17 protein-coding genes are annotated in these 14,309 nt (G+C 67.0%); 11 read left to right on the top strand and 6 right to left on the bottom strand.

Going from position 1 to position 14,309, the window contains the following annotated elements; all coding sequences use genetic code 11:
* Position 1 precedes the first annotated feature (1 nt).
* The 8 genes from RN607_RS13620 (at position 2) to RN607_RS13585 (ending at position 8,454) form a co-directional block, all read left to right on the top strand.
* Positions 2-487, top strand: coding sequence for a C-glycoside deglycosidase beta subunit domain-containing protein (locus RN607_RS13620; RefSeq protein WP_313543170.1), 486 nt, complete (start codon positions 2-4; stop codon positions 485-487).
* Positions 484-1,629, top strand: coding sequence for a sugar phosphate isomerase/epimerase family protein (locus RN607_RS13615; protein ID WP_313543168.1), 1,146 nt, complete (start codon positions 484-486; stop codon positions 1,627-1,629). The genes RN607_RS13620 and RN607_RS13615 overlap by 4 nt, the downstream gene beginning before the upstream one ends.
* A complete protein-coding gene (locus RN607_RS13610; protein ID WP_313543166.1) occupies positions 1,629-2,315 on the top strand; it encodes a YczE/YyaS/YitT family protein in 687 nt (228 codons plus the stop codon). Before RN607_RS13615 ends, RN607_RS13610 begins: the two co-directional genes overlap by 1 nt.
* A complete protein-coding gene (locus RN607_RS13605; RefSeq protein ID WP_313543164.1) occupies positions 2,312-3,472 on the top strand; it encodes a Gfo/Idh/MocA family protein in 1,161 nt (386 codons plus the stop codon). The genes RN607_RS13610 and RN607_RS13605 overlap by 4 nt, the downstream gene beginning before the upstream one ends.
* On the top strand, positions 3,469-4,488 hold the full coding sequence (locus RN607_RS13600) for a sugar phosphate isomerase/epimerase family protein (protein WP_313543162.1): 1,020 nt from the start codon (positions 3,469-3,471) through the stop codon (positions 4,486-4,488). Before RN607_RS13605 ends, RN607_RS13600 begins: the two co-directional genes overlap by 4 nt.
* Before the next feature lie 8 nt (positions 4,489-4,496).
* Positions 4,497-5,474: an ROK family glucokinase gene (locus RN607_RS13595; protein ID WP_313543160.1), complete on the top strand. Its 978-nt coding sequence runs from the start codon at positions 4,497-4,499 to the stop codon at positions 5,472-5,474.
* A 69-nt stretch (positions 5,475-5,543) separates the two neighbouring features.
* A complete protein-coding gene (locus RN607_RS13590; protein WP_313543158.1) occupies positions 5,544-6,647 on the top strand; it encodes a Gfo/Idh/MocA family protein in 1,104 nt (367 codons plus the stop codon).
* 136 nt (positions 6,648-6,783) lie between these two features.
* Positions 6,784-8,454 carry a GMC oxidoreductase gene (locus RN607_RS13585; RefSeq protein WP_313543155.1) on the top strand — a complete coding sequence of 557 codons (1,671 nt, stop codon included), beginning with the start codon at positions 6,784-6,786 and terminating at the stop codon, positions 8,452-8,454.
* Positions 8,455-8,485: 31 nt separating this feature from the next.
* On the opposite strand, the gene RN607_RS13580 is transcribed toward RN607_RS13585, so the two are convergent.
* Both RN607_RS13580 and RN607_RS13575 read right to left on the bottom strand, forming a co-directional pair.
* Complete coding sequence (locus tag RN607_RS13580) at positions 8,486-9,199, bottom strand: HAD-IA family hydrolase (RefSeq protein ID WP_313543154.1); 714 nt, start codon at positions 9,197-9,199, stop codon at positions 8,486-8,488.
* Between the two features lie 60 nt (positions 9,200-9,259).
* A complete protein-coding gene (locus RN607_RS13575; RefSeq protein ID WP_313543152.1) occupies positions 9,260-9,973 on the bottom strand; it encodes a hypothetical protein in 714 nt (237 codons plus the stop codon).
* A gap of 241 nt (positions 9,974-10,214) precedes the next feature.
* On the opposite strand from RN607_RS13575, the gene RN607_RS13570 reads away from it, so the two are divergent.
* Complete coding sequence (locus RN607_RS13570) at positions 10,215-10,550, top strand: PASTA domain-containing protein (RefSeq protein ID WP_313498062.1); 336 nt, start codon at positions 10,215-10,217, stop codon at positions 10,548-10,550.
* A gap of 45 nt (positions 10,551-10,595) precedes the next feature.
* On the opposite strand, the gene RN607_RS13565 is transcribed toward RN607_RS13570, so the two are convergent.
* Complete coding sequence (locus RN607_RS13565) at positions 10,596-10,844, bottom strand: hypothetical protein (protein WP_313543150.1); 249 nt, start codon at positions 10,842-10,844, stop codon at positions 10,596-10,598.
* A gap of 122 nt (positions 10,845-10,966) precedes the next feature.
* Positions 10,967-11,311: a hypothetical protein gene (locus RN607_RS13560; RefSeq protein ID WP_313543148.1), complete on the bottom strand. Its 345-nt coding sequence runs from the start codon at positions 11,309-11,311 to the stop codon at positions 10,967-10,969.
* Between the two features lie 717 nt (positions 11,312-12,028).
* Between RN607_RS13560 and RN607_RS13555 the strand changes: the two genes are divergently transcribed.
* The gene (locus tag RN607_RS13555) at positions 12,029-12,436 is read left to right on the top strand and encodes a hypothetical protein (protein ID WP_313543146.1); all 408 of its coding nucleotides are present in this window, start codon (positions 12,029-12,031) and stop codon (positions 12,434-12,436) included.
* Positions 12,437-12,632: 196 nt separating this feature from the next.
* On the opposite strand, the gene RN607_RS13550 is transcribed toward RN607_RS13555, so the two are convergent.
* Complete coding sequence (locus tag RN607_RS13550) at positions 12,633-13,181, bottom strand: VapC50 family PIN domain-containing toxin (protein WP_313543144.1); 549 nt, start codon at positions 13,179-13,181, stop codon at positions 12,633-12,635.
* A 3-nt stretch (positions 13,182-13,184) separates the two neighbouring features.
* A complete protein-coding gene (locus RN607_RS13545; protein WP_313498048.1) occupies positions 13,185-13,634 on the bottom strand; it encodes a helix-turn-helix domain-containing protein in 450 nt (149 codons plus the stop codon).
* 170 nt (positions 13,635-13,804) lie between these two features.
* Here RN607_RS13545 and RN607_RS13540 point away from each other — a divergent pair, with 170 nt between their 5' ends.
* The gene (locus tag RN607_RS13540) at positions 13,805-14,092 is read left to right on the top strand and encodes a hypothetical protein (RefSeq protein ID WP_313543141.1); all 288 of its coding nucleotides are present in this window, start codon (positions 13,805-13,807) and stop codon (positions 14,090-14,092) included.
* The last annotated feature ends 217 nt before the right edge of the window (positions 14,093-14,309 follow it).

Here is a 14,309-nt window from a genome sequence, read left to right as displayed (position 1 = left end):
TGTGTTCGACAACTTCCTGATCAAGGCCGACAGCCTCAAGAACGAGGTACGAGACGGCGAGGTCGTCGGCTTCACGATGGCCGTCAAGCACGCCAACTACCGAGGCTGCTTCCTGTCCCTCCACAACGGCTACTTCGTCGAGGTCGATGGCGTGAGCTACCCGGTGTCGGTTCAAACCTTCGAGGTCAATGGCAAGGCTCCGAGGACCTTCGACGAGGTCAAGGCCGCGGTGTGGGAGCACTGGGACTATCCCGAGGCGGCCATCCTTCACGTCGCCGCGCCAGGAGGCCTTGCCGAGGGCGACCACACGATTCGGTTCCAGCAGTCGGTGCTGGCCGCCTACGGATACCTCCCGACCGACGAGGAATGGGTGGTCACGCCACCCACGCCAGGTACGGGCGCGGGCTCCGACAAGACGCCCTACATCGTGACCTACACGCTCCCGCTGTCGGGGAGCACGACCACCGAGGAGGTGACCCAGCGATGACCATCAAGCGCGGTGTGTCGCTGTACAGCTACCAGCAGGCTCAGTTCCTTGAGGAGATGACCCTGGAGGACGAGATCCGCGAGGTGGGGACAAACCTCGATGGGGCCGACGGCATCGAGATCGTCGACGAGATGTCGTTGCGCTACCCGGATCCCGGCGACGCGTTCGTCGACGAGTGGTTCTCCTGGATGGACACCTACGGGACCACGCCGGTGGCGATGGACGTCTGCATGGACGTCCTTCAGTTCCGTGACCACGTGATGACCTACGAGGAGTCCGCCGACCGGCTTCGACGCGACCTGCGCCTTGCCAAGCGCCTCGGATTCTCCAATGTCCGTGTCCTGTCGGTGGTGCCGGTGGAGATCCTGGAGATGGTGCTTCCTCTCGCGGAGGAGCTCGACATCCGGCTCGGCAAGGAGATCCACCAGCCCATGCCGCTCGAGGGGGCAGCGGTCACCGAGATCAGGGAGCTGGTCGCGAGGACCGGCACCCGACACCTCGGGATCGTGCCGGACTTCGGCATCTTCCAGTTCGCGCCTTCCGAGGTCCAGCTCGCGCTCTTCGAGCGTCGAGGTGCGGCACCGGCGGCCACGTCTGCGGCGACCGAGCTGTCCGAGCAACTGCGTGCCGGCACCGCCGAGTTCGGCTACGTCGACCTGTCCCACTCCACCGCGGGCAACCTTCGGTCCGACTTTGGACGCTTCCTGTCGAGCGGCGACGTCACACCTCAGTTCGCCGACGCGTTCAACGGCATCAAGAAGTTCGCAGACGACCGGGTCAGCGATCCGCAACACGTGGACTACACGACGGTGGCGGAGGCGCTGATGTTCTCCAACACTTCGGCCGACCTCCTCGGTGAGCTGTCCGACCTTGTCGTCCACATCCACGGCAAGTTCAACCACATGTCCGAGATCCCGGGCCGGCCCGGCGAGTTCCACGACGCCACCATCGACTACGACAAGCCGATCGCCGCGCTCAAGGCCGCAGGCTGGGACGGGTACATCAACACCGAGTATGAGGGTCAGCGCTACCACCAGGACCGTCCCCGCGAGTTCCTCATGTCCGAGGTCGACCAGGTTCGCATGCACCACACGATGCTCAAGCGCCTCATCGAAGCCGACGAGCCGGCGACGAGCAACTGATGTCTGTCGAGACGTCCGAGACCAGACTCCGGGTGAGGGCCATGCGCGTGTTCAGCCCCTCCAGGCTTGCCGCGTATGCCATCGGCGTGCCCGTCCTCTCCGCGGGCATCGTCGTCACCATCCGGGCTGATCTCGGCGTCTCGCCGGTCAACTCCGTCCCCTTCGTCCTCTCACAGACCTCGGCGTGGTCGCTCGGCGTGGCGTCCTTCGCAATCTACGGGCTGCAGGTCGCCTTGCAGGCGCTCGTGCTGTGGCGGCGGACCACGTGGAAGGTGCCACTCCAGCTCGTGGGCGCGTTCGCGTTCGCGTGGGCGATCGGCACTTTCGACACCGTGATCCCCGAGCGCACGGGGAGCGGCTGGCTCACGAGCGCGGTCCTGCTTGCTGTGGGCATCGCCCTGACGGCACTTGGCACGACACTCGTGATCCGCTCGAACCTGCTCGTCGCCCCGCCCGACGGCGTAGTGCAAGCCGTGAGCATCCGCACCAGCTGGGAGTTCGGCATCGTCAAGATCGTCCACGACTGCGCGATGGTCGCCATCGCCCTCGTGATCGGTCTGATCGCCGGTCAGGCCGGAGTCGGAATCGGCGTGGGAACTCTCATCTCCGCGCTTCTCGTCGGATACGCCATTCGGCACTTCGCACGTGGGTTCGACGCACTCACGGGAAGGAACGATCCCCGATGATCACGGACGTTGAAGCGGCGTCTGCCGTGGCTGTCGCGGCGCTTCGTGAGAGCACTCCTCGGCCCCTGCGTTGGGCCGTGATCGGGTACGGATTCATCGGACGCCGTCACGTCGCCTCACTTGACCAACTCCCCGGTGCGCGCGTGGTCGCCGTGTGCGACGTCTCGGACGCGCGCCTCGCGGAAGCGCGAGAGGCCAAGCCGGGCATCGCGACGTACGACTCAGTCGCTCGGTTGCTGGGCGAGGCGTCAGTCGACGCGGTCGTCGTCGCTACACCGAACCGCACCCACGCGGAGATCGTGATCGCAGCGGCGCACGCGGGCAAGCACATCCTGTGCGAGAAGCCCGCTGCACTCGACGTCGCCGAGCTCGATGCCATGCTCTCGGCAGTGGCCGAGTCCGGCGTGCGCTTCACGGTGCATCAGCAGCGGAGGCTCGACAAGGACTACTGCACGGTCAAGGCCGCCGTCGAGAGCGGAGCCCTCGGTGAGGTCTACACGATCCAGAGCTCGCTTTACGGCTACAACGGGCGCATGCACGACTGGCACGTCTACACCAACGAAGGCGGCGGCATGCTGTACGACTGGGGCGTCCACATGATCGACCAGGCTCTCGACCTCGTCGATTCGGAGCTCGTGTCCGTGTGGGCCGAAGTGCGCAACGTCATCAACGACGAGGTCGACGACTACTTCAAGATCCTCATGTGCTTCGCCAACGATGTCGTCGTCGAGCTCGAGCTTGGCACATACTTCCTCGCCGATCGGGATGGCTGGTTCGACCGCCACTGGTACGTAGGCGGCAGCACAGGCGCCCTTCAGGCCGATGGGTTCGACCCGGCTGGGGCGATCGTTCGCACCACGGCCCTGCTCGAGAACGTCGCCCACGACCAGGACAAGTCCGCTGCGTCGTACGGGCCCACCAGGTCGTTTGGTGTCCCTAGGCCGGGCCTGATCGCCACCGAGCCGTTGCCCACGGTGGAGGTCGACCACGCCGAGTTCTACACGGACATGCTCGACGCGTGGCGTGACGGACGCGACTCGCGTGTCAGGGCCGCAGAGGTGCGGCGGGTCCTCGCGGTCATGGAGGCCGCGCGAGAGTCCAGCCGCACCCGCATGTCCATCGACTGTTCCCACATCAACAAGGAGGTATTGCGATGAGCCGCCCCATCACGCTGTTCACTGGACAGTGGGCCGACCTGCCGTTCGAGGAGGTCTGCCGACTGGCGTCCAGCTGGGGTTACGACGGACTGGAGATCGCCTGCTGGGGCGACCACCTGGATGTCTACCGCGCCGCGGAGGACCCCGCGTACGTCGCCGAGCGCAAGGACCTCCTCGACCGCTACGGCCTCGGCGTCTGGGCCATCTCGAACCACCTCAAGGGCCAGGCGGTCTGCGACGACCCGATCGACTTCCGGCACCGCGACATGGTCTCGGACCGAGTCTGGGGCGATGGCGACGCCGAAGGGGTACGCCAGCGCGCGGCCGAGGAGATGAAGCTCACCGCGATCGCCGCGCGCAACCTCGGTGTCGACACCGTCGTAGGATTCACCGGCTCGAAGATCTGGCAGTACGTGGCGATGTTCCCCCCGGTGCCGGACTCGGTGATCGCCGAAGGCTACGAGGACTTCGCGCGGCGCTGGAACCCGATTCTCGACGTGTTCGATGACCAGGGCGTCCGCTTCGCGCACGAGGTGCATCCGTCCGAGATCGCGTACGACTACTGGACCACCCAGCTCACCCTCGAGGCGATCGACAACCGTCCCGCCTTCGGTCTCAACTGGGATCCCAGTCACATGATGTGGCAGGAGATCGACCCCGTGGGCTTCCTCGTCGACTTCGCCGACAAGATCCTTCACGTCGACTGCAAGGACACCAAGATGGCGACCGGCAACGGCCGCAACGGGCGCATGAGCTCGCACCTTCCGTGGAACGACCCTCGTCGCGGATGGACCTTCGTCTCGACAGGTGAGGGCGATGTGCCCTGGGATCGCGCATTCAGGACCCTCAACGCGATCGGCTACCAGGGGCCCGTCTCCATCGAGTGGGAGGACGCTGGCATGGACCGGCTCGAGGGAGGTAAGCGAGCGGTCGACTTCGTCCGCGCGCACCTCGTCGATCCCCCCACCGCCTCCTTCGATGCGGCGTTCAGCACCGCCAGGCAGCCCGGGGAGTAGGTGGCCTCATGACATCGGAAGGCCTGGCCGTCGGAGTCGACATCGGCGGCACGAACATCCTCGCCGGTCTCGTCGACAATGACGGGGAGGTCGTGGTCCGCACGAGGCGCACGACCGATCCTGCCGACCCGGAGGGCATCGAGGAGGACGTCGCTGCGGCCGTGGCCGAGCTCAGCGAAGGGCGCGGTGTCGTCGCCGTCGGAGTAGCCGCTGCCGGATTCGTCGCCCCCGACAACTCGACGGTGCTCTTCGCTCCCAACATCGCATGGCGAGACCACCCCCTCGGGGCACGGTTGAGCTCGCTCATCGGGCTGCCCGTCACGGTGGAGAACGATGCGAACGCAGCCGCCTGGGCTGAGTTCCGCTTCGGAAACGGTCGTGGCCGCCACGACATCGTGATGCTCACCCTGGGCACCGGGCTCGGGGGAGGGATCATCTCTGGCGGCAAGCTGCTGCGAGGAGGATTCGGCGGCGCGGCGGAGCTTGGCCACCTGACGATCGTGCCCGACGGGCACTACTGCGGTTGCGGCCGAGAAGGGTGCTGGGAGGCGTACGCGTCAGGCACCGCGCTGGGTCGGCTGGCGAACTCCATCGCCACCGCGGACCCGGACGCTGCGGCAGCCATGTCCAGGCTCGCCGGAGACGCGCCGATCGGAGGGGCACACGTCACTGCGGCGGCGCGTGAAGGCGACGCCGTCGCACTTCGACTCCTGCGCCGATTCGGGTACTACCTCGGACGGGGGATCGCGACTCTTGCCGCGGTCGTCGACCCGGAGGCGGTGATCATCGGCGGCGGGATCTCGGCGGCCGCTGGCGACCTCATCATCCCGAGCGCCGAGGACGGGTTCCGCGCGAACCTCTCCGGCCAGGGCGTGGGCGGGAGGCTGCAGATCCTGACCGCGCTGCTCGGCAATGACGCCGGCTTGATCGGCGCTGCTGACAGCGCCCGCGTCGCCTCTACCTCGGCGGTGCTCAGCCTCTCCTGAACCCGGGCTGAGCGGACGCGCCGTCCCTCGGCCACACCACTTGAAGCAGTGTGAAGAAAGGAAAGAACAATGAAGAAGCTCCGCATCGGAATTGTGGGTCTCGGCTACATCGGCACGGCCAAGCACCTGGCCGGTCTGTCCGCCCACCGGGACCGCGCCGAGGTTGTCGCCTTCTGTGACCTCGAGATCGGGAAGGCTGAAGCCGCCAAGGAGACCTACGGCAACCCGGGTGCCTACGTGTCGACCGACTACCGTCAGCTCCTCGCCGACGATTCCATCGACGTGATCCACGTGTGCACGTGGAACGTCACCCACCGCGAGATCACCGTGGCCGCCCTCGAGGCGGGCAAGCACGTCATGTGCGAGAAGCCGATGGCTGTCACCGGAGAGGACGCCCGCGCAATGCGCGATGCGGCCGTCAAGGCCGGCAAGAAGCTCTCCGTCGGCTTCCAGTACCGGTTCCGTGACGACGCCGAGTTCATGCGCAAGTGCGCGGACGAGGGTCGCTTCGGCGAGATCTACGCAGCGCGCGCCCACGCCGTGCGTCGGCGCGGCGTCCCTACGTGGGGTGTCTTCACCGACAAGGAGAAGCAGGGCGGTGGCCCGCTGATCGACCTCGGTGGCCACTCGATCGATCTGGCGCTGTGGCTGATGGGCAACTACGACGTCGAGTCCGTGACCGGCGTCGTGAACTACAAACTCGGCGACAAGCCCGAGGGCAACATGGTCGCGCCGTGGGACCCGGAGACCTATGACGTCGAGGACTCTGCGTTCGGGTTCGTCCGCTTCAAGAATGGTGCATCTCTCTTCGTGGAGGCGGCGTGGGCCCTCAACATCCGTGAGTCTCGTGAGGGTGCGGTGACCCTCTTCGGCACTGAGGGCGGATGCGACTCGACGCAGGACGGTGATCGCTACCTCGTCACGCTCAACAATGTGCAGGGTGGCGAGCTCACCACGACCACTCCTGGAATGCCTGCCAACTACTACGGCCCCGGTCAGAAGGCGACCTCCGTGGTCGAGTACATGGCCGCCAAGGAGGCCAACGTCTGGCTCGACGCGATCCTGAACGATGGCGAGCCGATGGTGACCGCCGACCAGGCCTGCGTCGTCACCGAGATCCTTGATGCGATCTACACCTCTGCTCAGACGGGCAAGCCGGTGTACTTCGACTGAGACTCCTCCCGAGCTGGCCGCCTCGACCTACACAGGGGTCGGGGCGGCCTTGGAGGATCAGTTCACCACAGCAACACATCGGAGCCCTCCGCGTCCCCCGGCGGCGGATCGCTCCCGCAGCATGGAAGAAGTCGACATGGCCAACCTGGAGAAGACGTTCGACGTTCTAGTCGTCGGTTCCGGACCTGCGGGGAGCACCGCGGCGCACGAGCTCACCCGACGCGGGATGGAGGTGCTGCTGCTCGAAGCGGGGAGGAACATCACCCCCGACGACTTCGTGCCGCCGAAGCCCTCCAAGCCGCGCGACATGAGCATCGATCTCGTGGGCCGTGCAAAGTCGACGCTGAGCGGGCAGTACGTCCAGATGAGGCGTGCGATGTTCAAGGAGCAGACCAGCCCGTTCCTGGTCAATGACTTCAAGCACCCGTACACGACCGGCGGTGACCCTTTCCTCTGGATCCGGGGCCGACAGCTCGGTGGACGGATGCACTCGTACGGAAGGATGCTGCTCCGCGCCTCCGACCACGAATTTAAGGCCGCGAGCCGTGACGGACACGGTGAGGACTGGCCGATCTCCTACGCCGACCTTGAACCGTACTACGACGATGTCGAACGCTTCAACGGCGTCTATGGGACAACCGAAAGCCTTCCGCAGTTGCCCGACGGGCAGTACCGCGGTCCTTCGCCGCTGTCCTCCTCGGAGAAGGAGTTCAAGGCCAGCGTCGAGGCACGATGGCCCGAGCGGCACGTCATCCCCTGGCGCTTCGCCGCGCCAAACCTCGGCCGCGTGCCGCTTGGAGTCGCAGCCGCACTCAAGACCGGACGCCTGACGCTCCGAACCGACGCGATCGTCACACGCATCACCGTCAATCCCACCACCGGGCGCGCCGACGGCGCGGTCTTCATCGACCGCCTGACCAAGAGCGAGACCAGGGTGCATGCGGACGCAGTGATGCTCTGCGCCTCCGGGATCGAGTCGGTGAGGTTGCTGCTCAACTCCGCCACGACCAGGCATCCGGATGGTCTGGGCAACTCCACCGGGCAGCTCGGCCGCTACTTCATGGATCAGACGCCGAGCCTGCTGTTCGGGTCCGACATGGCGCGGACCGGGGTGGACCTTCCCCCTGACCCGGCTCCAGCGGACCCGTACTATGCGCCGGTGGGCGGCATCTACGTCCCCCGTTGGGAGAACCTCGACTCCGTCACTCGCCCCGAGTTCGCCAGGGGCTGGGCGATTCAGGGCACCATCGGACGGTTGCCGGTGCCGGACGACACTCCTTCGGCCGTGGGCCTCATGGGCTTCGGGGAGATGCTCCCCAACGCGAACAACCGCATCACTCTCGCGCGCCACCGCAAAGACGCATGGGGAGTCCCTGTCCCGCGCATCGATCTCAGGATCAGCGAGAACGAACGGGCGATGATGCGTGCGCAGATGGCTGGCCTGCGTGAGATGGCGGAGGTCGCTGGCTACCGCGTGAACTTCGTCGGCTCGACGGTCGGGTTGGACTCCAAGAAGATCTGGCCGGACGCGGACCCTTTCAGCCGGCTCGTGTTCAAGCTCGGGTTCCGACTCAGCCTGGCGATGGGCGCGGCGATCCACGAGTGCGGAGGAGCGCGAATGGGTTCCGATCCGGCGACGTCGGTGCTCAACGAGCACAACCAGGTGTGGGATGTCCCGAACATCTTCGTCACCGACGGCGCGAGCTACACATCGAACGCTGTTGTCGGCCCTGCGCTGACGATCATGGCGCTGACGGCGAGAGCCTGTGACTACTTGGGGGCTGAAGCGGCAACCGGCGCACTGTGACCGGGGCGATCGACGATCGCGCCGGAGCCCGTCACAACTGCAGCAGGATCTCGCCCGTCTCAGCATCGACTGAAGCGGTGACGCCACGCAGGTCCTGCACCCGGGCCAGGCCTGCGGTCACGTCGGCCTGCAGGCCGCCTACCACCACCGTCGTCGCCCCCGAGGCGACCGCCGCGCGGAGGCCGGCATCGGCGTCCTCGAAGACGACGCACCTGGCCGGGTCGACGCCCAGAAGCTCGGCAGCCAAGAGGTAGCCGGCTGGGTCGGGCTTGCCGACGGGCATCTCCTCGGCCGCGACCATCACCTCCGGGACGCGAAGGCCCGCGGCCTCGATCCGGACGCGCGCGAGCTCGCGCGGCGCAGAGGTCACCACGGCATGCCGAGCGCCGACCAGGGAGTCCATCAGGGCCCGCGCCCCAGGGATCTCCACCGTGCCATCCGTGACGGCCAGCTCCGCGAGCTCATGAGCGGCGACCGCCGCATCGATGTCCGCGCCCGCGGGCAGGAAGCGCGTGAAGGTGTCGCGGCTCTGCCGCCCGTGCGAGTACTCCAGGATCCCGTCGAGATCGAGGCCATGCCGCTCCGCGACCGCGGACCACATGCGTTCCACGACCTCCGTCGAGTCGACGATCGTGCCGTCCATGTCGAAGATCACGGCGTCTGCGCGGAGCGTCGCGGGGGCGTGGTGGACGGTCATGAGCGGCTCGCGAACGTCGAAGGCGCGGGCTGCGCAGAGTGTGCACATGGGGCGGAGGGCGCGGTCTTCACCCGCTCAAGTTATCAAGGCGGACGGGCCGCATTTGACCTACTTGTCGGACTTGCCCACCTTGGCGGCCTTGGCCGGCTTCGCCTTGGCGTGCTCCGACGACTTGCCCTTGCCGTCGGACTTGCCAGGCGCCGTCGCGCTCGGCTCCGCGGCCTCGTCCGAGAGGGAGGCCTCAGGGTCCCCACTCGGGTCGACTGTCGCCAGCTCGTCGGCACTCGGGTCCACGCTCGGGTCGACCGACTCGTCCGAGGTCGCCGCGTCGTCCACCCAGGTGCCGCGCGCGTGCTGCGACACGGCCTGGCCGAACTCCTTGCCGGTCAGCTCGGTCGTCGCCATGAAGGTCAGCATCTCCGCCACCTGGGTGCGGCGCTCCAGCGACTGGTCCGAACCCTCGCTCAGCACGGACTGCGCCGCGTTCAGCAGGCCGGTCAGGTCCGTCGCGTCGGTCTCGTCGAGGTCGCCCATGTCGTCGACCGCCTCGTCGGCTGTCTCGACAGCGAGGTCCAGCTCGCCCTCGTCGACGAGCTCCTGCGTCTCCGCCAGGCGCTCCTCGGAGCCGCCATCGTTGATGCCGACGGTCTCAAGCGCGCGGTCCACGCTGTACAGCGGGTCGCCGGGCTTCGCCTCGTCGGCAGCCGCGGCCCCGCCGACGGCCAGCGCCGCCAGCCCTGCCACGCTCGCCGCTGCGATCGCGTTGCGGCGCAGGCGGGACATGCCTGCGGTGGGCTTGGTGTGGTTCCGCGAGGTCTCCATACCGTGGTCACCGCTGCGTCCCCCGAATCCGTGACGTCGGCGCGACGGTGTGTGGTGCATTCCACAGGGAGGTTGACCGCGGAGGATCCGCGCGTACGGGTGGTGCGGCCGCTGCCCTGCGGGGGCGCATCGTCGCACTGGTGTGGTCCGACTGGCGGGGAGTAGGTTCGGCACGAGTGGGGTGGGTGCGGACCGCGACGATGCCGTCCGCACATCAGGCTGAATCGACGTGGGGGTCGGCATGGCAGCAGGGAGCAGGATAGCGCAGCCTCGGGTCACCGCCGCGGGGGTCGGCGTCGCGCTGGCGGCGGTGGTGTTCGTCGTCGTCGTGACGCTGGGTTGGTATTTCGCGCCCAAGATCGTGCCATCGGTGACCGGTCTGTCCGTCGACGACGCCGTCGCCACCCTCGCGGACCATGGCATCAGCGTACGGGTGGACCCGAGCGCGTCGGCCGGAGTCGTCATCGACGAGCGCCCGATCGCGGGTGAGCGCTGGAGCAGGGGAGAGCCGTTCGTCCTCACGTACACGCTCGACGGACGGACCTACACGAACATGGACGACGGTTCGAGCGAGTAGGTGCACCACCTGGGAAAGGGACTACCTTCGCCGTGCGCGGCGCGCTCAGGCCCTCCGCACGGCGCGGGCAAGTGCATAGCCGGCCGCTGCGAGCGTGGCGACGACCACCGCGCCTTGGAGCAGATGGTTCGCCACCGTCGGGCCGCAGCGGTTCCCTTCGACCTCCGAGAAGTAGCCGTCCGGGCAGTGCACGACGGTGGCGGCGGAGAACGCGAAGAAGCCGACCACGATCACTGCGACCGCTGCCCAGACCCACCCGTAGCGAATCTCCACGTGCACCTCCCGCGCTTGCATGCCCCTGGTGATCGTACGGGCCGACAGGCGAGCTGAGGTCAGGGGTGTAGCGCGGGCGGGCTTGGTGGCGGGGTTCCGCCGTGCGCGCACTGTCGGGCAGTGCGGTTGCGAGCCTCGGCGACTCAAGCCAACGCGCTGGACGCTGCAAGTCGAGCTCGACCTGCTCGCACCGCCCTCATCACAACCAACGTGAGCGCGAGGGCCAGGAGCAGCGCCGACAGGGGGTAGACGATCGCAGGAGCGATAGTCACGAGCACGGCACCCACGACCAGCCCGATCGTGCGGCGCGAAATCCACGCAACCGCCACGCCGACGAGCCCGCCGAGGGTGAGCGCTATGAGCCACGGGTTAGCGCCTAGCCAGCCCGAGGTTGCCAGGAATGTGAGCGCGTCGATGGCCTCGACGCTGGCCACGACGCGGATCGCGCCGACGACTACGCGATCGCCCCGATGCGTGACTGCCTCCATCGCACACCCCTTTGATGACACATCAACGTCGGTGCAGCCAGCATGGCATCTTCTGTTCACGATTGCCAGAGATGAGAATGCAACGCGGTCGTCACGGCCGTCGAGCCTGCGTACACAAGGAGGCTCGACCGGGTGGATTGAGCACTAGCGGGCTTGGCGGAAGGCCTGGCCCCGTTAGCCCGGATGCGCTTGCCTCAGGACCCGCACGAGAAGCACACGCTAGATTCACATCACTGCCAAAGGACGGTGTCGACATGCGTTTCGAGTACAGCGACATTGACGACTCAGCGCTCGACCCAGAGACCGCTGAGCTTGAAGGATCTGTGCTCCGCATCCGTGGCCATGTGCGATGGGACGGGATCGCTGGGAAACGGAGTCGCACGGTGCGACCCGATACCTCGATCGACCTTGAACTACGCGTCTTCCCAGTCAAAGGGTTCCGGTTCTGCGGCCTGGCGCGTGGCACGTGAGAGTTCATCGCGACCGACGCCAAGGGCATCATTCACGGAGTGCTTCCAGGCGATCTTGAGGTCACAGCCTCGTCCACGCCGGAAGCCTGGTTCGTATGCGCAAGCGTCGTTGACGACAACGGCGTGCTGACGGTGAAGTGACGGGGTGGATTTGCGCGTAGCGGGCTTCAAGGTCTGATCCACACCTCCTAATAGCGGCTCCACCATCCGCGGGGGTCCGAGTCGAGTTCCCATTACGATTCGAGCCATGGATCGGCGCGACGCAGAGGTGATTTCGGAGCTTCGCCTGCGACTCGAAACACAGGCGCGAGCCCTGGGCGTCGAGGTTGAGTTCGAGGTCCGAGAAGAGCGCGCTGCGGGCGCTGCGTCCATGCCGTCGTTGCACTGTCGAACACCCGGCGTAGCCGCGACCGTCGAGCTCTACGTTGAGGATGCGGTTCTGGCGTGGATCGAAGTGCGCGGTGTCGAGTGGATGCACTCGGACCTTGCAGATTATCGACTCGACTGGCTTGGCTCGGAGGAGGGCGTGAGGTGGCTGGGTGACCTGGTGAGCGGGCGCTGGACCGTCGAGCGTCGCCCCCGATTCCTCGGCTTCCGCAGGCTCCGTACTTCGGGCGGAGGTCCGAGCCTTCGAGTGACGCGCACGAGCGGGTAGACGCGCGAGCCCGTGGGCCTCAACGGGGTGGATTGGCGCGTAGTGGGCTTGCCCACCTTGGCGTCACATCTAGGTGGCGCAGGCGTCGCCACCCGCGACGACACGTTGTGCGTAGAGGTGCTCCGTGCTTGCTCACGAGTTGTGCGGTCGCGGCCAGTTGCGGACGAGTGTCGCGAGGCGCAAGGCCGGCACGTCACTACGCCTCGGCGCGGAGCTCTCTGGCGAATCCTGGCATGTCGTCTTCGATCCAGGATGCGAGTTCGGTGAGTGACTGTGGCGGTTTCGCGTAGTCGTCGCACATCTGGCGCATCGCACTGATGGTGCGGCGGCGGTCGAGGTCGAGCAGGTCGAGGAAGAACGTGTCAGGGGTGATCGCGACGACGTCGTACGGGTCGCACGCTGCGGCGGGGAAGTCTTTGATGTTGGCGGTGACGATCACGCCGGCGTCGGCGCGTACCGCGGCTGCGAGGAAGTGGCGGTCCTTGGGGTGGTTCGTCATTGCGTCGATGATCGGTTCGTAGCCGGTGACGTTCGCGTCCGGGAACAGGTCCTGCATCCAGGCGATCCGCCCGGCGGCCTTGTCGGGGGTGCGACCGAGGTGATCGACCAGGGTGCGTTCAGTCTCGGCCAGGATCGTCGCCGACCAGGCTGGCCGGTACAGATCCTCATGCGCCAGGCGCAGCAGCATGGCGTAGTGGGGATGCGGGGCAAGCACGCACGCATCCAGGACCGCGGTGAAGGCCATCGGCTACCGCGTCGCGACCATACGATCCGGGCCGCGGCCTGCAGACGTCTCCTCATGGGTCATCTGTCGCAGTGCCTCGCGGCGGGCCGCATGGGAGGTCTCTTGGAACTCGAGGAGGTCGCGAAGCAGTACACGACGATGCCGGCTGGGACGGGAGAACGGGATCCTGCCCTCGTCGAGCATTCTGACGAGCGTGGGGCGGGAGACGCCGAGGAACTCGGCGGCCTGCTGTGTCGTCATCACGCTGTCACGCGGGGTCAGCGTGATCGACCTGCCAGCGTTCATCGCATCGACCACCTCACGCAAAGCCTCGAAAGCACCCTCGGGCAAAGGCACCTGCTGGCCGTCGGGGCCCACGAGGGCGGGCATCTGCCCGCCGTGGAGGATCGCGACGACGCTCGCGAGGTCCTCGCCCTGGCGCGGAGAGATGGTGTGGGCAGGTGCTGTATTCATGCATCCAGCATAATTCGAACGAAACGAAAGTAAAAGTGTGCGGCCTCTCGAGACAGGGGAGAGGCCGCGGCCTGGGGCGCGTGAGGCTCATGGGCGGCCATGTGCTTGCCGATAGTGGCCGTGAGCGGGCTACGGACCGAGCACGCCAGGGGAGAGGAGCGGTCGCGACGGTGCGAGCCTTCCCCGAGGGCGAGCTGCTCGCGCACGTGGGAGGCAAGATCGTCGTCGAGTTCACGCTCGCCGACGGCGCGCTCGCCTCCTATGCCGGCACGGTCCTCAACCTGGTCGACAAGCGCGCGGCCGCCGCACAAGGCCCCGACGAAGGCACGAAGGCCGTCACGACGCGCATCGCCCTGTCAGGCCTCGAGGTGCTCACGATCGACTGGCCGACCTCGGCGTACGTCTGTGGCGACGACTCGGCGACGTTCTCGAAGGTGAAGTTCGCACGCGTGCTGTGAAAGTGTGGCGCGACCGATGCGGATGGCTTGCCGTGACTTCGGTCGGCGCCGCAACAGCCCGGAGTTGCCCGGCGCCCGTACGCCTCGCGGTGCCGTGAGGATCGGGATCGTGTCTGGGCATGCCAGACGGCGGTTGTGGCGGTTCGCGCATTGCTCTAGCGGCGGGCGTGGGGGTGGTGCTATATATCTTTCAGCCCACGAGCAGGGGTGTTGCCTG

It is taken from the genome of Demequina capsici (genome assembly GCF_032102965.1).
GTDB lineage: Bacteria > Actinomycetota > Actinomycetes > Actinomycetales > Demequinaceae > Demequina > Demequina capsici.
This window is presented reverse-complemented; position numbering and strand designations above follow the sequence as displayed.